Here is a 22,536-nt window from a genome sequence, read left to right on the forward strand (position 1 = left end):
CGGCCTCGTCGATCGCCACGGCGTCCGGCGTCTCGTCCAGCCAGATCAGCTCGTACGCCCCGAGGCGCACGATGTTCCGGTCGGCGACCGGCATCACGGGGTTTCGTGGATTCGGGACCCGCGGCCGGTACGGGGGAATTTCCGGCCGCGGGTCCCGAGTTCGGGACGGGGTGGGCGTCAGGAGACGCGCACCTCGGGGACCTCCTCGGCCGGGGCGGGGGCCGCGGCGGGAGCCTTGCGCAGGTTGAGCGCGGCCACGGCGCCGAGGAACGCGGCGGCCGCGGTGACCCAGCCGGCCACCCGCAGGCCGGAGATGACGTCGCCGTCCGCCGGGGCCGGAGCGCCCGCGGTCAGGTCGAGGCCGGAGTTGGCGATGACCAGGATGACGGCGAGCCCAACGGCGGCACCGATCTGCTGGGAGGTGGAGGCGAGCGCCGAGGCCACACCCTGCTCGGCGGGGTCCACCCCGGAACCGGCGGTCGCGAAGATGGCGGTGAACGCCAGGCCGCCGCCGAAGCCGTAGATGGCGACACCGGGCAGGACCGCCCAGTAGGTCCCGCCGGCGACCATGCCCGCGGCCATCGCGGCCATGCCGATCGCGTAGATGAGCATGCCGAGCGAGAGAGTCCCGCGCAGACCCGTCTTGTTGAGCATGGCGGCCGCGATCTTGCCACCGGCGAGCATCGCGAGCAGACCCAGCGGGAGGAAGGCGAGACCCGCCTGGAGCGCGTTGTAGTCGAGGATGTTCTGGATGTAGGTGGTGAACAGGTAGTAGCCGCCGCTCAGGGCGCTCATGTGCAGGAACGCCACCATCATCGAGGTCACGAGGGTGCGGTTGCGGAACATCCGCAGCGGGGCGAGCGGGGCGCTGGTCCTGGACTCGATGAGGAAGAACGAGGCGACGAGCAGCAGGCCGACGATCAGCGAGCCGAGCACCCGCGGCGTGGTCCATCCGGACTCGGGGCCGCTGACCAGACCGAACACGACGAGCGTGGCGCCGATGGTGACGACCAGGGCACCCGGGATGTCGAAGCCCTGACGGGCGCCGGTGCGCGGGGCGTCGGGGGCGAGCAGGGCGGGCACGCCGAGGAGCGCGACGAGGGCCAGCGGGGCCATGAAGAAGAAGACCCACTCCCAGCCGAGCCACTGGGTGAGCACGCCGCCGAGCAGCGCACCCGCGGCCAGGCCGCCGCTGCCGGTGGCCCCCCAGACGGCGAGCGCCTTGTTGCGCGCGGGGCCCTCCTCGAAGCTGGTGACGACCAGGGTGAGCGTCGCGGGGAAGAGCAGTGCGCCGCCGAGGCCCTGCACGGCGCGCGCGGCGACCAGCACCTCCGCCGAGTCGGCGAGACCGCCGACCAGGGCCGAGACGCCGAAGAGGACAAGCGCCGCGACGAAGACCCGGCGGGCGCCGAGCCGGTCCGCCGCGCGTCCGCCGAAGAGCAGGAAGCCGCCGAAGGCCACGGCGTAGGAGCTGACGACCCACTGGAGGGTCTGCGGGGAGAAGTCGAGGGCCTGGCCGATGTCCGGCAGCGCCACGAACACGATGTTGTAGTCCACGGCGATGATGAATTGGGCCAACGCCAGCAGCGCAAGCCTCAGGCCGGACCGCTGATGCGAGCTAACGGAACCTTCCACTGGATTGGAGCCCTTCTGCAAAAGGAGAACGGCGAGGCGCTCTCTACATGTCGTTCGTTTACTGAGCGGTGTTCAGAGTTCGCATGGGAGATGGTACCGCCACGGCGTTCACTGTCAAGCGGAACCGGCATGCACGCGAACCGGCCCCGGACCGTGTGCGCGGTCCGGGGCCGGCGATCGAGCGGAAGCGGGCGCCGTAGCGGCGCCGCGGGGCAGGTCAGACGGGTCCGGGGGCGCCAACAGGGCCGAGAACGACCGGCAGTTCACCGATCACGCGCAACGAGATGCCGGGCCAGCGCTCGACCCGCCTGCTGTCGTCCAGGCGCACGTCGCGCCGGATCAGGGCGGCGAGCGCCTCCTGCCCGATCATGCGCGCGATCGGCGCCGCGACACAGAAGTGGATGCCGTGCCCGAAGCCCAGGTTGCGGGTCTGCTCCCGGGTGATGTCGAGCCGCTCCGGGTCGTCGAAGGCCGCCGGGTCCCGGTTGGCGGCGGCCATCATCACGGCCACGTACTCGCCGGCCCGCACCGGGATGCCGGCCACGTCCGCGTCCTCCAGGGCGGTACGGGTCACCATCGCCAGCGTGCTGTCGTAGCGCAGCAGCTCCTCGACGGCCGCCGGGACCCGGTCCGGGTTCTCGCGCAGCCACGCGAACTGGGCCGGGTGGGAGAGCAGGTTGTAGACCTGGTTGCCGATGAGCGCGGCCGTGGCGCCGAATCCGGCGGCCAGCAGGTTCATCAGGAGCATGGCCAGCTCCCACTCGGAGAGCCGGTCACCCTCCTGCTCCGCGCGGGCCAGTTCGCTGATGAGGTCGTCGCCGGGCGCCTCCCGCCGCGCGGCCACCATCTCGATGCCCGCGTTGATGAAGACGTCACGGGCGCCGTTGCGGCCGGTCTTCTGCTCGTCGGTGAGCGTGAAGCCGGGGTCGAGACCGCGGCCGCTCTCCATGGTGTTGGCGAAGAAGAGCGGGTGGTAGTGCTCGGGTATGTCCATCATGTCGCTGAGGACCCGGGCCGGCAGCGGCCGGGACAGCACCTGCTGGAGGTCGACGCGCCCGTCGGGGCTCTCCGCGAACGCCTGGTCCAGCAACTCCTCGGCGTACCGCGCCGCCTTGGGACGCAGGTCGGCGATCATCTTCGGCGTGAACGCCTTGGACACCAGGCCGCGGATGCGGGTGTGGTCCGGCGGGTCCATGAACATGAGGATGCGGCCGGACTCCCCGCTCGCGGGGTTCTCCACGAACTGGTCGGCCACCATCGGGTTGACCCCCCAGCCGAACCGGGGGTCCTTCATGACCGCCGCGGCCTCCTCGTAGCCGTACACGGCCACGATCCCGCCCGGTGTACGGAAGGCCCGGCCGGACTCCTCCCTGGTCTTCCGGTGGTACGGAAACGGGTCGGCATGGAAATCGGTGTCGAACGGGTCGAAGGGAAGCGCCCGCCGAGCGGCTTCGGGGTCGTACGTGATGACATCCGGGATTTTCGCGGTCGACGCCTCGGTCATTTTCCACATCCCACTAGATTGAGGACCGTCTGCTGGGAGCGGAAATTACTTGCGACCTCCCCCTAGGGCCAACCCCTCTCACCACGCCACGACATACAGGGGTACCCCACAAAATCTGGGGTTGGCACTAGGGGGCGGAGACCACTAATTTTCCGAGGGAAATTGCAGAGTATCGCACCGAAAACTCACCTACACGAGGTTCGGATGAGTAATAGCAGCGACCGGAAGAGTTCCATGGAATTCCCTGAGATCCTCGACGGATTCGACCTCACGGACCATGCCGGATTCGCCCGCGGGATTCCGTACGAGCTGTTCGCCAGGCTCCGCCGGGAGGCCCCCGTGCTCCGCCACCCCGCCGGCACCCTCCCGGACGGCGAGAGCTTCTGGGTGCTGACCCGGCACGCGGACATCGCGGCGGCCTCGGTGGACCCGGTCTTCTCGTCCCAGGGCGGCGGCGGCCGCGCCGGCGGCGGCTCCCACCTGGAGGACCTGCCCTTCGGCGGCGGCCTCACCGGCAGCGTGCTCGCCATGATGGACAACCCGCGGCACGACGTGTTCAAGCACCTGCTCGGCCCGGCCCTGGCCACCGCCGTGACGGAGCTGGAGCCCGAACTCCGAGCCACCGCCGCCGCCCTGGCCGACGAGGCGATCTCCCGGGGCCGGGTGAACCTCGTCGACGAGTTCACCGAACCCTTCGCGCTGCGCTCGGTGGCGCTGCTCCTCGGCATTCCGCGCGAGGACTGGCCGACCCTCACGGAATGGGTGCACGCCGTCCTCGGATTCACCCACCGCAGGACCGGACGGGTGGACGACGCGTCCCGGGCCGTCTACCAGAATCTGCGCGCCTATTTCACCTCGCTCCTCGAACACAAGAGAGAGCGGCCCGCGGACGATCTGGGTTCCGTGCTCGCGAACGGCGAACTGCCCGCCGACAGCGGCCAGCCGGCACTCACCGAGATGGAGCGGGAGACCAACGCCAGCGTCCTGCTCGTCAGCGGCTTCGAGCAGCCGCGCAACACGATCGCCGGCGGCCTGCTCGCCTTCGCCCACCACCCCGACCAGTGGCGGGAACTGCGCAAGGACCGGGCCCTGTTGCCGACCGCGGTCGAGGAGGTGCTCCGCTGGCTGCCGGCGAACCCCTACAACCGGCGCACCCTCACCGAGGACGTGGAGCTGCACGGCCGGCGGCTGCGCGCCGGTGACAAGGTGACCCTGTGGTGGCCCTCCGCCAACCGCGACGAGACGGTCTTCCCCGACCCGGACCGGTTCGACGTCCGGCGCGACCCCAACCCGCATCTGTCCTTCGGCCACGGCGTCCACTACTGCCTCGGCGACGCCTTCGGCCGCCTGGAGATCCGCCTCGCGCTGGAGGCGCTGCTCGACCGGGTCGAGGAGATCCGCCCCGCCGGGCCGGAGACCTGGGCGCCCAACAACAAGCACACGGTGCTGCTCGACGTACCCGTGGAACTCGTGCCCGCGCAGGGGGTGTGATGACCGCCGCCCCCGACGTCACCGCGTCTGCCGCCCCCGACGTCACCGCGCCGCCCACGGCCGGCTTCGCCGCCGGGTTCGCCACGGCCCTGGAGTCCGGGCGGCTCGGCCACGAGCCGCCCGCCTTCCCCGAGCAGGACCCGGCGGACCGGGCCGCGGGCAAGGCGACCACGGCCCGACTCGACGCGTTCCTCCGCGCCCGCCTCGACCCGGACGACGTCGATCTGACCGGGGCGCTCCCCGACGGCTTCCTCGACGACCTGCGGGCGAGCGGCTTCCTGAAGCTGCGCCTGGGAGCGGAGGCCGACGGCCTGGGCCTCTCCCCGTACAACACCTTCCGCGCCGTCGAGCACGCCGCCGGACTCTGCATGCCCGCCGGGCAGATGCTCGCCGTCCAGGCCGGGGTCGGCGCCCCCGCGCTGCTGCCGGCGCTGCCCGAGGGCCCGCTGCGCGACCACCTCACCGAGCGGCTCGCCGGCGGCGCGGTCTCGGGCTTCGCCCTGACCGAGCCCGCCGGGCAGAACAACGCCTGGCCCGGCACCACGGCCACCCGGTCCGCCGACGGCACGGCCTATGTCCTGCACGGGGAGAAGGTGTTCACCGGGCACGGCCCGGTGGCCGACCTGCTGGCGGTCGCCGCGACCGAGCACACGCCGGAGGGGCGGAGGCTGTGCGTCTGCTTCGTGGACACCTCCGCCGCCGGCTTCGAGGTCACGTCGTCCATCGAGTTCGCCGGCAGCCGCGGCCTGCCCAACGGGGCGCTGCGCCTGGACGGGGTGGAGGTGCCGGCGGAGCACGTCCTGCGCCACGCGCCCGAGGACCCGCGGTTCTCCGAGCGGATGGCCGACGTCCTCCTCGACGGCCAGCTGTACTTCACCGCCGCCCCGGCCCTCGCCATCGCCCGGCTCTGCCGCCGCTGGTCCGCGGAGTTCCTCGCCCGGCGCAGCGTCAACGGCCGTCCCCTGATCGCGTACGACGCGATCCAGCGGCTCGTCGCGGACACCCTCGCCGAGGTGCACGCCGTGGACAGCGTGATCCGCTGGGGGCTGATCGGCCCCGGCGCCGAGGACCGCTGGTTCGAGCGGCTCACCGCCAAGAACCTGGCCGTGCGCACCGCCTGGCGGATCGTCGACCGGACCGTTTCCCTGTACGGGGCGGAGGGCGTCGAGACCCTGCCGAGCAAGCTCCGCCGGGGAGCGCCCCCGGTCCCGCTGGAGCGCCGGATGCGCGACGCCCGAGGGCTGCGCATCGCCGGGAACGTGGACTTCCAGCTGGACGCCCAGGCCGGGCGGCGACTGTTGGCCGGGTACTACGCGACGGACGGCGCCGAGCAGGCCGCCGTCGCGGGTGACGTCGCCGGCGGGGCGGGGCTGAGCGCTGCGAACCGGGTCCATCTGGCGGCCGTACGGGAGCAGGTGGCGCGGTTCCACGCGACCTGCCGGGAGCTGGTCGCGGCCCACCCGCGGCAGGAGGAGCTCTTCGAGAAGGAGCACACGCTGATCCTGCTCGGCCGCATCGGGGCGGAGCTGTTCGCCTCGTACGCGGTGCTCGCGAGGGCGCACGCCGGTGACGGGGGCCAGGAGGCGGGGACGCTCGCGGAGGTGTACTGCGTCGAGGCCGGGCACCGGCTCGCCGGCCTGTGGCGGCGGCTCACCGCCGGTCCGGGGCCGGACCACGCGGGTCTGGGCAGACGCTGGTTGGCGGGGTTCGCCGACCGCTCCTGAGACGCACCCCGAGACGCGCGAAAGGCCGGGCCCGGGGGCGAACCCCGGGCCCGGCCTTCGTCACGTCACTCCTGCGGGGCGGCGCCGACCAGTTCGCCCGTCGGCACGTGTCCGAGGGACTTGGAGAGGTCGACGAGCTCGGCGCGGTAGAGCTTCTCGGGGTCGCGGACCTGGGGAGCCAGGTGGCCGTAGACCTCCAGGGAGACCAGGCCGTGCATCCGGCCCCAGACGCGCAGCGAGAGCGCGACGGCGGCCGGCGGCAGGTCGGGGAAGGAGCGGCGGATCAGGTCGCCGAACTCCGGGTCGAAGTCGGACCAGGTGTGGTCGCTGCCGATGTAGAGGTGCTGCGCCTTGGGCCAGGCGGCCGCGACGATGCCGGTGAGGACGGCGCACGAGCGGTGCTCCGCCTCGGCGGCCGCGCCGCCCTCCGGGGGCTGGTAGTCGGGCACGGCGTCGCCGTACACCAGCCGGAACTCCTCCGGGTTGCCGACCGCCCAGTTGCGGTAGGCCTGCCCGAACGCGAGCACCTGCGCGGTCGCGTCCCCCTTGGGGGTCTCCGCGATGGCGGCTTCGAGGGTGTCGGCCAAGCGGCCGTACACATCCGCGATCAGGACGCTGACGAGATTGTCCCGGGTGTCGAAGTAGCTGTAGATGGCACCGGCCGTCATCCCCATGTCACGGGCGATGGCCCGCAACGAGATCGCCGCCGTACCGCTGGTGGCCATGTGCTCCAGGGCGGTCGCCTTGATCTCCGCGGTCGTCGCCTCGCGCAGGCGCATCCTCCGGCTTTGAGTCACCTGTCCCATGCTCGGCATCTTAGCAGTGTTGAAACATAAATACCGCTCCCCGGTTCCTTCACGGAGTGCAATTGACTCGCAGAGTGCAATTGATGAACACTGTGTACATGACTCAGCCCACCTCGCGGCCCCCGGCGGGCGGCACCCTCCGTATCGGGGGCGACCTCAGCGTCAACCGGCTCGGCTACGGCGCCATGCGGCTCACCGGACCGGGCATCTGGGGCGACCCGGCCGACCCCGCTGAGGCGGTCCGGGTGCTCCGGCGGGCGGTGGAGCTCGGCGTGAACTTCATCGACACCGCCGACGCCTACGGCCCGTACACCAGCGACCTCCTCATCAAGAAGGCCCTGCACCCCTACCCGGACGACCTGGTGATCGCCACCAAGGTCGGCCTCGCCCGCCCCGGACCCGACGACTGGCGTCCGATCGGGCGCCCCGAGTACCTGCGCCAGCAGGTCGAGCTCAACCTCCGCCACCTCGGCCTGGACTCCATACCTCTGCTCCAGCTCCACCGGATCGACCCGGCCGTCCCCCTGGAGGACCAGGTCGGCGAGCTGGCCGAGCTCCGCAACGAGGGCAAGATCCGGCACATCGGCCTCTCCGAGGTCACGGTGGAGGAGCTGGAGAAGGCGCGGACGGTCACCCCGATCGCCTCCGTGCAGAACCTCTACAACCTCGCCGAGCGCAAGTACGAGGACGTCCTGCGCCACGCCGAGCTCCACGGCCTGGCGTTCATCGCCTGGTTCCCGCTCGCCATGGGACAGCTGGCCACCCCCGACAACGCCCCGGCGGCCGGGGACGGGACGACCGTCGGCGGGGCGGACGGCGCCACCCCCGCCCAGCTCGCGCTCGCCTGGCTGCTGCGCCACTCCCCCGTCCTGCTCCCGATCCCCGGCACGTCCTCGGTGGCGCACCTGGAGGAGAACATGGCGAGCGCGGCGATCCGCCTCTCCGAGCAGGACTACACGTCCATGACCGCCGTCGGCTGACGGCAGGAGAGGAGCCCGGATGCCGCACACCGCACACGACACCGACCACGGCCACCGCGTCGTGGCCGTCCACGCGTCCCAGACCGTACGGGTGGTGATCGACGGCCGTACGGTCGCCACGTCCGACCGGCCCGTCCTCGTCCACGAGACCGGTCTGCCCGTGCGCTACTACCTCCCGCCCGAGGACGTCGAGCTGACGCTCTTCGACCCCTCGGAGACCCGGACCACCTGCCCCTACAAGGGCGAGGCCGCCTACTGGTCGTACCGCGGTGACGACCCGGCCGCGACGCCGGCCCACCCGGACGTGGCGTGGTCGTACCTCGACCCGATCGACGCCGTCCCCGAGATCAAGGGGTACCTGTCGTTCTACGACACCGTCGCCGAGGTCGACGTGACCGGCCCGGCGCCGGAGTCACCGGCGGTCTGAACGCTCTGAACGGTGCGAACGCCACGGGCCGCCCGCGTACGCGCGCGGGCGGCCCGTGGCTGCCTCGGGTGACCCGCCGGCTTCAGGCCGGCGGGTTGCCGTGCTTCCGGGACGGCAGGTCGGCGTGCTTCGAACTCAGCATGTCCAGGGCCCTGATCAGCACGAGGCGGGTGTCGCGCGGGTCGATCACATCGTCGACCAGGCCGCGTTCGGCCGCGTAGTACGGGTGCATCAGCTCGGCCTTGTACTCCTTGATCTTCTGGGCGCGCACCTCGTCCGGATCGTCCGCGTCCGCGATCTCGCGCCGGAAGATCACGTTCGCCGCGCCCTCCGCGCCCATCACGGCGATCTCGTTGCCCGGCCAGGCCAGCGAGAGGTCCGCGCCGATCGAGCGGGAGTCCATCACGATGTACGCGCCGCCGTAGGCCTTGCGCAGGATCAGCTGGATGCGCGGCACGGTCGCGTTGCAGTACGCGTACAGCAGCTTGGCGCCGTGCCGGATGATGCCGTTGTGCTCCTGGTCGACGCCCGGCAGGAAGCCGGGCACGTCGACCAGGGTGACCAGCGGGATGTTGAACGCGTCGCAGAGGGAGACGAACCGGGCCGCCTTCTCCGAGGCGTGGATGTCGAGGACCCCGGCCGCGGCGGACGGCTGGTTGGCGACGATGCCCACCACCCGGCCGTCGAGCCGGGTCAGCGCGCAGACGATGTTCGTCGCCCACCCCTCGTGGATCTCGAAGAACTGCCCGTCGTCGACGAGCTCCTCGATCACCGCCCGCATGTCGTACGCCTGGTGGGGGTCGTCCGGCACCAGATCGAGCAGGGCGTCGTTCGGCCGGTCGGCCGGGTCGTCGCACATCTCCGCCGGCGGCATCTCGCGGTTGTTCTGCGGCAGCAGGGAGAGCAGGAAGCGGACCTCCTCCAGACAGGACTCCTCGTCGTCGTAGACGAAACCGGCGACGCCCGACACGCCCGCGTGGACGTCCGCGCCGCCGAGACCGTCCATGGACACCTGCTCGCCCGTCACCGCCTGGACGACGTCGGGCCCGGTGATGAACATCTGCGAGGTCTCCCGGACCATGAAGACGAAGTCGGTGAGCGCGGGCGAGTACGCCGCCCCGCCCGCGCACGGCCCCAGCATCACGCTGATCTGCGGGATCACCCCGGAGTTGCGGGTGTTGCGGCGGAAGATCCCGCCGTAGCCCGCGAGCGCGGTGACCCCTTCCTGGATCCGGGCGCCCGCGCCGTCGTTGAGCGAGACCAGCGGCGCGCCGGTGTCAGCGGCGAGGTCCATCAGCTTGTGGATCTTGGCGGCGTGCGCCTCGCCCAGGGCACCGCCGAAGATCCGGAAGTCGTGGGCGTACACGAAGACGGTCCGCCCGTGGACCGTGCCCCATCCGGTGACCACCCCGTCGGAGTGGGGGCGGCGCCGCTCCATGCCGAAGCCGGACGAACGGTGCCGCCGCAGCGGTTCGATCTCCTGGAACGAGCCCTCGTCCAGGAGCAGTTCGATCCTCTCGTACACGGTGAGCTTGCCCCGGGCGTGCTGGCGCGCGGTGGCCGTCGGGTCCGTCCCCTGACGCACCCGCGACTTCAGCTCGATCAGTTCCGCCAGGCGGTCTGTGGCCGGCATGGCTGGACTCCTTTGTCCTCGTCGGGTCAGCGCGCGATACGGGCCAGCAGGCGGCCGGCATCGGCGAGTTCGGCGGGCGTGCCACCGGCGGCCGCGACATAGCCGTCGGGCCGTACGAGCACGAAACCGGCGGGGCGCCGGGGCACATGGACGTGCCCGACCGGCAGCGGAGCCCGCTCCGCCCACGCCCGGCCCCGCAGGGCGACGGTGCCGCCCGCGGGCCCCGTGGTCACGAGCCGGAACCCGGCGGGACCGGCCTCCTGCTCCGCCGGCACCCAGTGCGGCGCCCGCCGGCCGGGGGCGGGCAGCCCGCGCGGCCGCCCGGACCGGGCGGCGCCCGTCGGGGCCTCGGACAGGGTGTCGGGGTAGTGGATGCGCCAGCCCGCGAGGAGCGGGACGAACCAGCGGCGGAGCACGCCGGTCGCCTCAAGGGAGCTCCACACCGTGTTGCGCACCCGGGCCGCGAACGGGCCGAGCATGAAGACCTTCAGGAACCGGTGCGTGATCCGGACGATCTGCTCGGCAGCCCCCCGCCGCTCCACCTCGTACGAGTCGAGCACGCGCGCGTGCAGCGCCCCGGTGCACACGCCGGCCAGCTTCCAGGCGAGGTTGTGCGCGTCCTGGATACCGAGGTTGAGGCCCTGCCCGCCCAGCGGGGAGTGGGTGTGGGCCGCGTCCCCCGCGAGCAGGCAGCGGCCCTTGCGCAGGGCGGCGGCGATCCGCTCCTGGCTGGTGAACCGGCCGACCATGTCGAGGTCCTCGATGGTGATGCCGCCCGGGCCGCGCTCGTCGAGCAGCCGCTGGACGCCCTCGGGCGTCGTCGGGTGGTCGTCGGGGACCGCGCCGGAGACCCTGATCCGGTCACCGGGCATCCCGGCGAAGACCACCGAGCCCGTACGGCCCAGGAAGTAGTGGACCGCGTCCCGCTCGAAGGCACCGTCGATGCGGCCCTCGGCGAGCAGGAAGCCGGTGGCGACCGGCGAACCGTCGAAGTCGACGCCGAGCAGCTCCCGGACGGTGCTGCGGACGCCGTCGGCGGCGACGAGCCAGTCGGCCTCGATGACCTCCGTGCCCCGCGGCCCCTCGGCCTTCACCGTGACGCCGTCGTCCGCGAGGGCCACGGACGTGACCCGCACGGAGCGCTCCACCCGGCCGCCCGCCCGGAGCAGGGCCTCCTCCAGGAGGCGGCTGGTGTCCTGCTGAGGGAGCATCAGCGGCTCGTTCTCGGCGCCTAGCGCGACCCGCAGGGTGCGGCCGCCGGCCAGGTGGTAGCTGGTCGTACGGATCTTCAGGCCGAGCCGCTCGGCCTCGTCGAGGATGCCGAGCTCCTGGAAGACGCGGAGCGTCGGGGGGTGGAGCTGCACGGCGCGGGAGCCCTGGTGCGGGTCCGCCTGGGCCTCGACGATCCGGGCCGGGACACCGCGCTGCCACAGGGCGCAGGCGACGGCGAGGCCCACCGGTCCTGCGCCCACGACCAGGACGGGGGTGCGGCGCGGGCGCGGCTCTTCCTGTTGTGAGCCGTCCTGCTCGGTCAGGTCCTTGTCGGTCATGCGGACGGCTCCTTCGCCGAGTCGGGGGCGGGCGCGGCGCCGCCGGGGACCGTGCGGTCCCACCAGGTGCGGACGGCGTGCGCGGTGGTGACGGCGTCCTCCTCGATGAGCGAGAAGTGGTCGCCGGGGACCGTGACGGCCTCGTGCCGCCCCGGCCAGACGGACCGCCAGGCGTCCTCGGCCGGGAGGACATCCCCGGGTACGGGGCGGTCCGGGCGGACGAGGAGGACCGGGGCCTTGACGTCGGCGGGCCGCCAGTCGGCGAGGAGGTCCAGGTGGGCGGCCATGGCGGTGACCCGCTCGGAGCCGAGCGGCTCGAACTCGGCGAGCCGCTGGGCCATGCCCCGCATCAGCGCCGGTCCGACAGCGGTGAGTTCGTCGCTGCCGGGGACGTACGTGTCGAGCAGCACCAGGGCCTCGGGCAGCACGCCGTCCGCCTCCAGGAGGGCCGTGACCGCGTGGGCGAGGACGCCGCCGGACGAGTAGCCGGCGAGCGCGAAGGGGGCCCCGTCGGCGCGGCGGCGCACCGCCTCGGCGAGGGCGGCGGTGAGCGCGTCGAGGGACGCGGGCAGCCGCTGCCCGCCGGCGAAGCCGGTCAGGCTCAGCGCCGCGACCTCCTGCTCGCCGCCGAGGCCCGCCGCGAAGCGGGCGAACTGGTGCGGCCCCGAGGTGGCGAGCACGGTGGGCAGGCAGATCAGGACGGGCCCGCGGCCGCCGGAGGTGATCAGCACCGACTCCGGGATGTCGTCGGGCCCCGGCTCCTCGAACGAGGCGCGGGCGGCCACCGCTTCGGCGAGCGGGCCCGCGAAGGCGTCCGCGCGCCCGTCGGCGGCGACGGCCGCCAGGTACCGGGCGGCGAGTCCGTCCGCCGGATCCTCCACGGAATCGCCCGCCCCCTCCTCACCGGTTCCCGGAGCGAACGCGTCGGACAGGAAGGACGCGAGGCTGTCGGGTGTGCGGTGGTCGAGGACGAGGCGGGCGGGCAGCTTGGTCCCCAGGACCTTCTCCAGGCGGGTACGGAGCGCCACGGCGCCCACCGAGTCCATGCCGAGTTCGAGGAAGTCGCGGCGGGCCTCCACGGCCTCCGGGGTGTCGTGCCCGAGGAGTTCCGCGATCTCGGCGCGCACCAGGCCGAGCAGCAGCGCGTGGCGCTCGGCCGGGCTCGCCCCCTGGAGCTTCGCGAGCTCCGCGGCGGCCCGGTCGCGGCCACCCGCGCCCTGGCCCGCGGCGCGCGCGACCTCGGGGACGAGGCCGAGGAACGGTTCGTGCCGCCCGGCCACCAGCACCCTCAGATAGGTGTCCCAGTCGATGTCGGCGAGGACCTGGGTGGGCGTGTCCGCGTCGAGGGCCCGGCGCAGCGCGGCGAGGGCGCGCCGCGGGGCGAGCGGCGGCAGGCCGCGCCGCGTCAGGCGCTCGCGCCGTGTCGCCGCCTCGGCCGCCGCCTCCGGCTCGGCGGGCTCCTCGTCCCACACGCCCCAGGCCAGCGAGGTCGCGGGCAGCCCGTCGGCGCGGCGCTGTTCGGCCAGCGCGTCGAGGTAGGCGTTGGCGGCGGCGTGCCCGGCGAGGCCGAGGCCCGCGCCGAGGACGGCGGAGACGGAGGAGAACAGCACGAAGGCGGCGAGCTCCCGCTGCCGGGTCAGTTCGTGCAGGTGACGGGCGCCGAGGGTCCTGGTGCGCAGGACGGTCTCGAGACGGTCGGTGGTGAGGGTGCCGAGGGCCTCCTCCTCCAGCAGCCCGGCGGTGTGGAAGACGCCGGTCAGCGGCGCGTCGTCGGGCAGCCCTTCGAGCAGCGCGGCCAGTGCCTCGCGGTCGGCGGGGTCGATCCGCGCGACGGTCACCCGGGCGCCCGACCTCTCCAGGGCGGCGACCAGCTCGCCTTCGGCCGTACCGTCCTCGGAGCCGTCCGCGGTCAGCAGCAGGTGGGCGGCTCCTTCCCGGGCGAGTCGGCGGGCCAGGTGGGCGCCGGGCCCGCTGGTGCCTGCCGTGACGAGGACGGTGCCGTGGACCGTGGGCACGCCGGAGGCGGTACGGGAAGGGGTGCGCGGGGCGCGGACGAGGCGGCGGGCGAAGAGCCCGTACGGCCGGACCGCGAGCCCGCTCTCGTCCACCGAACCGGCCAGGACGGCGGTGAGCCGGAGCAGGTCGCGCCCGGTGGGCTCCTCGGGCAGGTCGACGATCCCCGCCCACAAGTGGGGCACTTCGAGCCGGGCGACCTCGCCGAGGCCCCACACCTCGGCCTGCGCGGGCTCGTCGACCCGGTCGGCGGCGCCGACCGCGACGGCGCCCCGGGTCACCGACCACACCTGGCGGTCGAGACCCGCGTCGGACACGGCCTGGAGGAGGAGCAGGGTCCCCGCGAGGCCCTTCGGCAACGCGGGGCGGGCGGTGTCCGCCGTGCTGTCCAGCGGGAGCAGGGACAGCACCCCGGCGGGCGGGTCCCCCGCGGTCGCGGCGCGCAGCCGCTCGGTGAGCACCCCACGGCTGTCGTCGGCGGCCACCATGACGAGGGAGGGGCGGGCCCCGCCCGCCTCCAGAGCGCCGACGACGGCCCTGACCAGCGGGGCGTCCGGGGCGCCTGCCGGCAGGGCGACCAGCCAGTGTCCGGTGGGCCCGGCCGTGAGGGGGTCGCCGGCGGCGTGCCACGTCACCCGGTAGCGCAGCGACTCCAGGTCCGCGTCCGCGCGGCTCTCGCGCCGCCAGGAGGCCAGGGCCGGCAGGACGGCGCCGAGCGGCCCGGCGTCGACGCCGAGGGTGGCCGCGAGGGCTTCGAGGTCCTCGCGTTCGACGGTCGCCCAGAACGCGGCGTCGAGGGCGTCGGCGGGGGCGGTGGTGTCCGGCCCGGTGGCCCCTTCCACCCAGTAGCGGCGGTGCTGGAAGGCGTACGTCGGCAGTTCGGTACGGCGGCCGGTGCGGCCGGCGAACGCCGGGGTCCAGTCCACCGGGACGCCGCCGACGTGGAGTTCGCCGAGGGTCGTGTAGAAGCGCTGCAGGCCGCCCTGGTTCCGGCGCAGCGTGCCGGACACGAGCGGTTCGGCCCCGGCGGCCTCGGCGGTCTCCTCGACGCCGAGGGTGAGCACCGGGTGGGCGCTGGACTCGACGAAGACGTCGAACCCGTCGGCGAAGAGCCGCCGCAGCACGGGTTCGAAGGTGACAGGGCGCCGGCAGTTCTCGAACCAGTAGGCGGCGGTCAGCTCGGATCCGTCGAGCACCTCGCCGGTGACGGTGGAGTAGAGCGGGACGCGCCCGGCCCGGGGCCGTACGAACTCCAGCAGGTCCGCGATGCGTTCGCGCAGGCGGTCGACCTGGGGGCTGTGCGAGGCGACGGTGGCCGGGACGATCCGCGCGCGGACCCCGTCGGCGCCGAGCGCGGCGACCAGCTCCTCCAGCGCCGCCGTCTCGCCGGCCACGGTCACCAGACGCGGGCTGTTGAGGCCCGCGACGGTCAGCCGTTCCCCGTACGGCGCGAGCCTCGGCTCCAGTTCGTCCCGGGAGAGGGCGACCGAGGCGACGGCTCCCCGGCCGACGAGTTCGTCGGCGAAGAGCTGCGAGCGCAGCACGATGAGCCGGGCGGCGTCGTCGAGGGTCAGCGCGCCGGTCACGGCCGCCGCGGCGATCTCGCCCTGGGAGTGGCCGACGACGGCGTCCGGTTCCACGCCGTGGGAGCGCCACAGCTCGGCCAGGGAGACCATGACCGAGAACAGCACGGGCTGGACGATCTCGATGCGTTCGAGGGAAGGGGCGCCCTCCCGCTCGCGGAGCACGTCCTCCACGTCCCAGTCGACATGGGCGCCGACGGCACGGGCGCAGGCGCGCAGCCGGTCGGCGAAGACGGGCGAGGTGTCGAGGAGTTCGACGGCCATGCCGGTCCACTGGGACCCCTGGCCGGGGAAGACGAAGACCGTACGGCCGCGGTCCCGGACCACGCCCGCGACGGACGCCGTACGCGCCTCGCCCTCGGCCAGACCGGCAAGCCCGGCCAGGACGGTGTCCGGGGTGGAGCCGAGGACGACGGCACGGTGGTCGAGGCCGGTCCGGGTCGTGGCGAGCGCGTGGGCGACGTCGGCGAGGTCCTCGTCGGGGCGGGCCTTCAGGTGGGACGCGAGCCGGGCGGCCTGGGCGCGCAGCGCGTGGGGTCCGCGCCCCGAGACGAGGAACGGCAACACGGGCTGCTCGGGGGCGGGTTGGGCTTCGGCGTCCACGGATTCGCGAGCGGGTGCCTGCTCCAGGACCACGTGCGCGTTGGTCCCGCTCATGCCGAACGAGGAGACGGCCGAGCGGCGGGGCCGGCCGGTCTCGGGCCACCCGCGCTGCTCGGTGAGCAGCTCCACGCCGCCCGACTCCCAGTCAACGAAAGGCGTCGGCTCGTCCACGTGCAGGGTGTGCGGGAGCACCCCGTGCCGCATCGCCATGACCATCTTGATCACACCGCCCACGCCGGCGGCGGCGAGCGTGTGGCCGATGTTGGACTTGAGCGACCCCAGCCACAGCGGCTCACCGGCCGCCCGATCCTGCCCGTAGGTCGCGAGCAGTGCCTGCGCCTCGATCGGGTCACCGAGCCGGGTCCCGGTCCCGTGCGCCTCGACGGCGTCCACATCGCGCGCCGAGAGCCCTGCCTCCGCCAGCGCCCGGCGGATCACCCGCTGCTGGGACGGTCCGTTCGGGGCCGTCAGGCCGTTCGACGCGCCGTCCTGGTTCACCGCAGTGCCGCGTACGACCGCGAGGATCGTCCGCCCGTTGCGTACGGCGTCCGACAGCCGCTCCAGTACGAGCACGCCCACGCCCTCGGCCCAGCCCGTACCGTCCGCGGACGCGGCGAAGGCCTTGCACCGGCCGTCGGAGGAGAAGCCGCGCTGGCGGCTGAAGTTCACGAACTCGGTGGGCGTGGCCAGGATCGTCACGCCGCCGGCGAGCGCGAGACCGCACTCGTCGCGGCGCAGCGCCTGCACGGCGAGGTCGAGGGCGACCAGGGAGGAGGAGCAGGCGGTGTCCACGGTGACGGCCGGCCCTTCCAGGCCGAGGGTGTACGCCACCCGGCCGGAGACCACGCTGCGCGCGGCGCCCGTCATCCGGTACCCCTCGATCTCGCCGGGGGCCTGCTGGAGGGTGAGCTGGTAGTCGTCGGTGACGCAGCCGGCGTAGACACCGGTACGGCTGCCGCGCAGCGCGGCCGGGTCGATCCCGGCCCGCTCGAACGCCTCCCAGGACACCTCCAGGAACTGCCGCTGCTGCGGGTCCATCGCGAGCGCCTCGCGCGGCGAGATCCCGAAGAACTCGGCGTCGAACTCGGCGGCCTCGTAGAGGAAGCCGCCCCGGGTGGTGACGGTCCGGCCGACCCGGTCGGGGTCGGGGTCGTAGAGGTCCTCGTCCCACCCCCGGTCGGTCGGGAAGCCGCCGATCGCGTCGGCGCCGCTCTCGACCACGCGCCACAGGTCCTCCGGTGAGCGCACCCCGCCGGGGAACCGGCAGGCCATCCCCACGACGGCGATGGGCTCGTGGCGCCGGTCCTCGGTCTCCTTGAGGCGGCGGCGGGACTCGGTGAGCTCGACGGTGACGCGCTTCAGATAGTCGCGGAGCTTGTTCTCGTCAGGTGTGGCGTTCATCCGTTCCTCGCTCTGGGGGGAAGGGTCGCGCTGATGTCGGGTGCGGCGGGGGCCGCTGGTGTCGGGCACGGCGGGGCCCCGCTGCGGTCGGGGCAGGACGGGCCGACCAGGCTCAGCCGGTGCCGAGTTCGCTGTCGATGAAGGCGAAGATGTCGTCGTCCGATGCCGCGTCGAGGCGTTCGGCGACACCGGCCGCCGGAGCCTCCGCGTCCTGGTCGGCGAGGCGGCCGATCAGGGACTGGAGGCGGGTGCCGATCCGGTCGCGTGTGCCCCGGTCCGGGGCGACCTCGTCCAGCAGGGCCTCCAGGCGGTCGATCTCCTGCTCGATGTCCGTGCCCGGCTCCTCCGGAGCGAGCTCGGCGCGCAGGAGCGCGGCCACGGCGGCGGGGGTCGGGTGGTCGAAGACGAGGGTCGCGGGCAGCCGCAGACCGCTCGCCGCGCCCAGCCGGTTCCGCAGGGTCACGGCGGACATCGAGTCGAGCCCGAGGTCCTTCAGGGCCTTGCCGGCGGGCACGGCCTCGGGCCCCGAGTGGCCGAGGACGACGGCGATCTCGGCCCTGACCAGCTCGGTCAGCAGATGGTCCTGTTCGGCCGCGGGCCGTCCCGCGAGCGACGCCCGCAGGGTCTCGGCCGCGCCCTCGGGGGCCCCGGAACCGGTCGCGGCGGGCTCCTCCAGGGCCTGTACGGCCTCGGGCAGCGCGCGCAGGAGCGGACTGGTCCGCACGGCACCGAGGGCCGGGGCGAACCGCTCCCAGTCCACGTCGGCGACCACCTGGCCTGCGTGCGCCCGGCCGACGGCCTCCAGCATGGCGTCCAGGGCCCGCTCGGGGTCGAGTTCGGCCAGGCCGAGGCGGCGGAGCTGGTCGCGGCGGGCCTGCTCGGCGGCCGGGTCGGCCGTGGCGTCGGCGGACACGGCGGTGTCCGCCCAGACGCTCCAGGCCAGCGCGGTCGCGCTACGGCCGCCTGCGCGGCGGTGGTCGGCGAGCGCGTCGAGGTGGGCGGTGGCCGCGCCGTACGCGCCCTGGCCGCCGCTCCCCCACACCCCGGCGACCGACGTGAACAGGACGAAGGCGTCCAGGTCTTCGGCGTCGCCCTCGGCCAGCAGCTCGTGCAGGTGCGCCGCGCCGGCCACCGTGGCGCTCACCGTACGGGCGAACCGCGCCGCGTCCGTCTCGGTCAGCGCGGCGGCGCCCAGTTCGGCGGCGGCGTGGACGACGGCGGTGAGCGGCCGCTCCGCCGGTACGGCGGCGAGCAGGGCGGCCACCGCGGCCCGGTCGTCGAGGTCGCAGGGGGCGACGGTCACCTCGACACCCAGGGCGGCGAGTTCGGCCACGGTCTCCTCGGCGCCGGGGGCGGTGGTCCCGGGGGCGTGGGTGAGCACGAGGTGCTCGGCGCCCAGCTCGGCGAGCCGGCGGGCGACCCGTGCGCCCGTGCCCCAGGTGCCCTCGGTGACGAGGACGGTGCCGCGGGGCGTCCAGGCGGAGTCGCCCGGACGGCCTGCGGTGGCGCGCACCAGGCGCCGTACGAGCGTGCCCGCGGGCCTGATCGCGACCTGGTCCTCGTCGGCGGGGGCGGCAAGCACGGCCGCAAGCCGGCGCAGGTCGTCCGCGCCCGGTACGGCCGGCAGGTCGACGGCCCCGCCCAGCAGCCGCGGGTGCTCCAGCGCGGCGGTCCGGGCGAGGCCCCACACCTGGGCCTGCGCCGGGTCGGTGGTCAGGTCCTGGCCGCCGGTGCCGACGGCGCCCTGGGTCAGCAGCCAGAGGCGGGGCACGGCGGCACCCTCGGCATCGCCGGAAGCGGCGGTGTCGGCGCAGGCCTGGATCAGGAGCAGGCTGGCGGTGGTTCCGCGCGTGACGGCCGGGTGGTCGTCGAGCGGGGTGGTGTCGAGGGCGAGCAGGGACAGGACGCCCGTGACCGGCGTGCCGTCCGCCGCCTCGGCTTCGGCTTCGGCTTGGGCTTCGGCGAGCTGCCGGGCGACGGACGCCCGGTCCGCCCGCGCCGGATCGACGACGACCCGGACCGGGTGGGCGCCCCGCGCGGCCAGGGCGGTCGCGATCTCGGCCGCCAGGCCGGTGGCGGCGGGAGCCGGGGGCTCGACGACCAGCCAGGTGCCGGTGAGTTCGGTGTCGTCGAGACCCTCCGCGGGCCACCAGACGGCGCGGTAGCGCCAGTTCTCGACGGCGGAGCGCCGGGCGCTGTCCTCGCTCCACTCGGCAAGGGCCGGTACGACTCCGGCGAGCGCGTCGGCCGTCTCCGGGCCGAACAGGTCCCGCAGACCGTCGAGGTCCCGCTCCCGCACGGCGGACCAGAACTGCCGCTCCGGGCCGCCGCCTTCGCCGGTCCCGCCGTCCACGGGCGTGGTGGGGGTGTGCTTGGTGTGCTCCAGCCAGTACCGCTTGTGCTGGAAGGGGTACGTGGGCAGCTCGGCCTTCCGGGCGTCGGCGCCCGCGTACAGCACCCGCCAGTCCGTCTCGACCGCGCCGCTCGTGTAGGCCTGCGCCATCGCCTCGGCGAGGGTAAGGGCCTGGGGCCGGCCGCGCCGCTGGGTGGCGATCAGCAGGGGGGCGACGGGGGCGGAGACCGGAACCTCGGCCGCTGCCTCCGCGTCCAGGCCCTCCTGCGCCATGGCCGTCAGGACGGCGTCCGGCCCCAGTTCCAGGCAGGTGGCGACGGACTGGGACCAGAGGGTGCGCAGACCGTCGTGGAAGCGTACGGCTCCTCTGATGTGGTCGGCCCAGTACTCCGGGGAGCACGCCTCCTCCGGCGTGAGGAGGCGGCCGGTGACGTTGGAGACGATCGGCACGGTCGGCGCGGAGAAGGTCATTTTCCCGGCGACCGCGCGGAACTCGTCGAGGATCGGGTCCATGTGGGGCGAGTGGAAGGCGTGGCTGACCGTGAGCCGACGGGTCTTCACCCCCCGCGCGCCGAGCTCCTCGGCGATGCCGAGCACCGCGTCCGTGTCGCCGGAGATCACCAGGGACCCCGGCCCGTTGACGGCGGCGACGGTCACCTCGTGCTCCCGTCCCACGAGCAGCGGCGCGACCTCGGCCTCGGAAGCGAGGACGGACACCATGGCGCCGTTCTGCGGGAGCGCCTGCATCAGCCGGCCGCGCGCCGCGACCAGCGCGGCCGCGTCGGCCAGCGACAGGACGCCCGCGACATGAGCGGCGACCAGCTCGCCGACCGAATGCCCCATCAGGATGTCCGGGCGCAGGCCCCAGCTCTCCAGGAGCCGGAACAGCGCCACTTCGTGCGCGAACAGGGCGGTCTGGGTGAACGCCGTGCTGTTCAGGAGGTCGGCGGTCTCGGTGCCTTCCTCGGCGAACACGACCTCGCGCAGCGGACGTTCGAGCAGCCCGTCCACGGCGTCGCACACCGCGTCGAAGGCCTCGGCGAACACCGGGTGGGCGTCGTACAGTTCACGCCCCATGCCCGGCCGCTGGCTGCCCTGCCCGGTGAACAGGCAGGCCACCTTGCCGCCGACCCGATCGGCCACGCCCGACGCGAGACCGGGGGCGGGGCGCCCCTCGGCGAGGGCGAGGAGACCGTCGCGCAGCTCCGCCGTGTCGGCACCGAGCACCACCGCACGGTGCTCGAAGGCCGGGCGGGAGGCGAGCGAGAAGCCGATGTCGGCCACGCCGGCCAGGTCGGCCCCGTGCTCGGCCAGATGCTCGCGCAACCGCCGTGCTCCCGTGGCGAGCGCGCCCGGGCTCTTGGCGGAGAGGACGAGCGGAAGGGGGTGCTGCGGCGGCGCGGGGGCCTCAGGAGCGCCGTCCGTCACGTCGACCGGCGCCTGCTCAAGGACCACATGCGCGTTGGTCCCGCTGATCCCGAACGACGACACCGCCGAACGCCGGGGCCGACCGGTCTCGGGCCACGCACGCTGCTCGGTGAGCAGCTCCACGCCACCCGACTCCCAGTCCACGAAAGGCGTCGGCTCATCCACATGGAGCGTGCGGGGCAGCACCTTGTGCCGCATCGCCATGACCATCTTGATCACACCACCGACACCGGCAGCAGCCTGCGCATGCCCGATGTTGGACTTGAGCGAGCCCAACCACAGTGGATCGCCATCTGCCCGGTCCTGCCCGTACGTCGCGAGGAGCGCCTGAGCCTCGATGGGATCCCCCAGCCGGGTCCCGGTCCCGTGCCCTTCCACCGCATCCACATCACGTGGCGCGAGCCCGGCCTCGGCGAGCGCCCGGCGGATCACCCGCTGCTGGGACGGACCGTTGGGAGCGGTCAGCCCGTTCGAAGCACCGTCCTGGTTCACCGCCGTACCCCGCACCACCGCGAGGATCTTGCGCCCGTTGCGTACGGCATCCGAGAGCCGCTCGACCACGAGCACACCCACACCCTCGGCCCAGCCCGTGCCATCCGCCGACGCCGCGAACGCCTTGCACCGCCCGTCCGCCGACAACCCCTTCTGGCGGCTGAACTCCACGAAAGTCCCGGGCGAGGCCATCACCGTCACCCCACCCACCAACGCCAAAGAGCAGTCCCCCTGACGCAACGCCTGCACCGCCATGTGCAACGTCACCAGCGACGACGAGCACGCCGTGTCCACCGTCACCGCCGGCCCCTCAAGACCGAACGAGTACGCGATCCGGCCGGACAGCACGCTGGCCAGCCCTCCGGTCAGCCGGTAGCCCTCGACGCCCTCCACCAGGTCGTGGAGGGGCGGACCGTAGTCGTAGTACATCTGCCCGGCGTAGACACCGGTGGTACTGCCCTGCAGATCGGCGGGGTCGATCCCGGCCCGCTCCAGGGCCTCCCACGAGACTTCGAGGAACAACCGCTGCTGCGGATCCATCGCGAGCGCCTCACGCGGCGAAATACCGAAGAACTCGGCGTCGAACTCGGCCGCCTCATGCAGGAAGCCACCCTCACGCGCATACGACGTCCCCGGACGCTCCGCCTCCGGGTCGTACAACTCCTCCAGATCCCACCCACGATCCACCGGAAAACCAGAAACCGCGTCCCGACCCGACTCCACCAACCGCCACAGATCCTCGGGCGACGCCACCCCACCCGGATACCGGCACCCCATCCCCACGATGGCGATGGGTTCCTGGGCCGCGTCGGTCAGCTGCCGGTGCTCCTTACGGAGCCTGGCGTTCTCCTTGAGCGAGTCGCGGAGGGCGGCGACGAGTTCGTCTGGCGCCGTGTTCGTCATGATTCTCTCC

Annotated in this window: 11 protein-coding genes and 1 pseudogene; 4 read left to right on the plus strand and 8 right to left on the minus strand. The window is 73.7% G+C overall.

Annotated features, from left to right (window positions below; translation table 11 throughout):
- The 3 genes and pseudogenes from AB0F56_RS09565 to AB0F56_RS09575 form a co-directional block, all read right to left on the minus strand.
- Positions 1-94, minus strand: a pseudogene (locus tag AB0F56_RS09565) (transcription antitermination factor NusB); the annotation flags it as partial.
- 83 nt (positions 95-177) lie between these two features.
- Complete coding sequence (locus tag AB0F56_RS09570; RefSeq protein WP_362006197.1) at positions 178-1,578, minus strand: MFS transporter; 1,401 nt, start codon at positions 1,576-1,578, stop codon at positions 178-180.
- A gap of 274 nt (positions 1,579-1,852) precedes the next feature.
- The gene (locus AB0F56_RS09575) at positions 1,853-3,139 is read right to left on the minus strand and encodes a cytochrome P450 (RefSeq protein WP_362006200.1); all 1,287 of its coding nucleotides are present in this window, start codon (positions 3,137-3,139) and stop codon (positions 1,853-1,855) included.
- A 234-nt stretch (positions 3,140-3,373) separates the two neighbouring features.
- On the opposite strand from AB0F56_RS09575, the gene AB0F56_RS09580 reads away from it, so the two are divergent.
- On the plus strand, positions 3,374-4,630 hold the full coding sequence (locus tag AB0F56_RS09580) for a cytochrome P450 (protein ID WP_362006202.1): 1,257 nt from the start codon (positions 3,374-3,376) through the stop codon (positions 4,628-4,630).
- Positions 4,630-6,354 carry an acyl-CoA dehydrogenase family protein gene (locus tag AB0F56_RS09585; RefSeq protein WP_362006205.1) on the plus strand — a complete coding sequence of 575 codons (1,725 nt, stop codon included), beginning with the start codon at positions 4,630-4,632 and terminating at the stop codon, positions 6,352-6,354. Before AB0F56_RS09580 ends, AB0F56_RS09585 begins: the two co-directional genes overlap by 1 nt.
- A 65-nt stretch (positions 6,355-6,419) precedes the next feature.
- On the opposite strand, the gene AB0F56_RS09590 is transcribed toward AB0F56_RS09585, so the two are convergent.
- The gene (locus AB0F56_RS09590; RefSeq protein WP_362006206.1) at positions 6,420-7,160 is read right to left on the minus strand and encodes a TetR/AcrR family transcriptional regulator; all 741 of its coding nucleotides are present in this window, start codon (positions 7,158-7,160) and stop codon (positions 6,420-6,422) included.
- Between the two features lie 98 nt (positions 7,161-7,258).
- Here AB0F56_RS09590 and AB0F56_RS09595 point away from each other — a divergent pair, with 98 nt between their 5' ends.
- Both AB0F56_RS09595 and AB0F56_RS09600 read left to right on the plus strand, forming a co-directional pair.
- Positions 7,259-8,140, plus strand: a complete 882-nt coding sequence (locus AB0F56_RS09595; RefSeq protein ID WP_362006208.1) for an aldo/keto reductase — start codon at positions 7,259-7,261, stop codon at positions 8,138-8,140.
- A gap of 19 nt (positions 8,141-8,159) precedes the next feature.
- A complete protein-coding gene (locus tag AB0F56_RS09600) occupies positions 8,160-8,567 on the plus strand; it encodes a DUF427 domain-containing protein (RefSeq protein ID WP_362006210.1) in 408 nt (135 codons plus the stop codon).
- An 82-nt stretch (positions 8,568-8,649) separates the two neighbouring features.
- Here AB0F56_RS09600 and AB0F56_RS09605 read toward each other — a convergent pair whose 3' ends face one another.
- From AB0F56_RS09605 to AB0F56_RS09620, 4 genes are all read right to left on the minus strand, one after another.
- The gene (locus AB0F56_RS09605; RefSeq protein WP_362006213.1) at positions 8,650-10,200 is read right to left on the minus strand and encodes an acyl-CoA carboxylase subunit beta; all 1,551 of its coding nucleotides are present in this window, start codon (positions 10,198-10,200) and stop codon (positions 8,650-8,652) included.
- A gap of 26 nt (positions 10,201-10,226) precedes the next feature.
- Positions 10,227-11,750, minus strand: coding sequence for an FAD-dependent monooxygenase (locus AB0F56_RS09610; RefSeq protein WP_362006214.1), 1,524 nt, complete (start codon positions 11,748-11,750; stop codon positions 10,227-10,229).
- Positions 11,747-17,350, minus strand: a complete 5,604-nt coding sequence (locus tag AB0F56_RS09615; RefSeq protein WP_362006217.1) for a type I polyketide synthase — start codon at positions 17,348-17,350, stop codon at positions 11,747-11,749. Before AB0F56_RS09615 ends, AB0F56_RS09610 begins: the two co-directional genes overlap by 4 nt.
- 112 nt (positions 17,351-17,462) lie before the next feature.
- On the minus strand, positions 17,463-22,526 hold the full coding sequence (locus AB0F56_RS09620) for a type I polyketide synthase (protein WP_362006219.1): 5,064 nt from the start codon (positions 22,524-22,526) through the stop codon (positions 17,463-17,465).
- Between the last annotated feature and the right edge of the window lie 10 nt (positions 22,527-22,536).

The sequence above is a fragment of the Streptomyces sp. NPDC026092 genome, from assembly GCF_040638605.1.
Classification (GTDB): Bacteria; Actinomycetota; Actinomycetes; order Streptomycetales; family Streptomycetaceae; genus Streptomyces.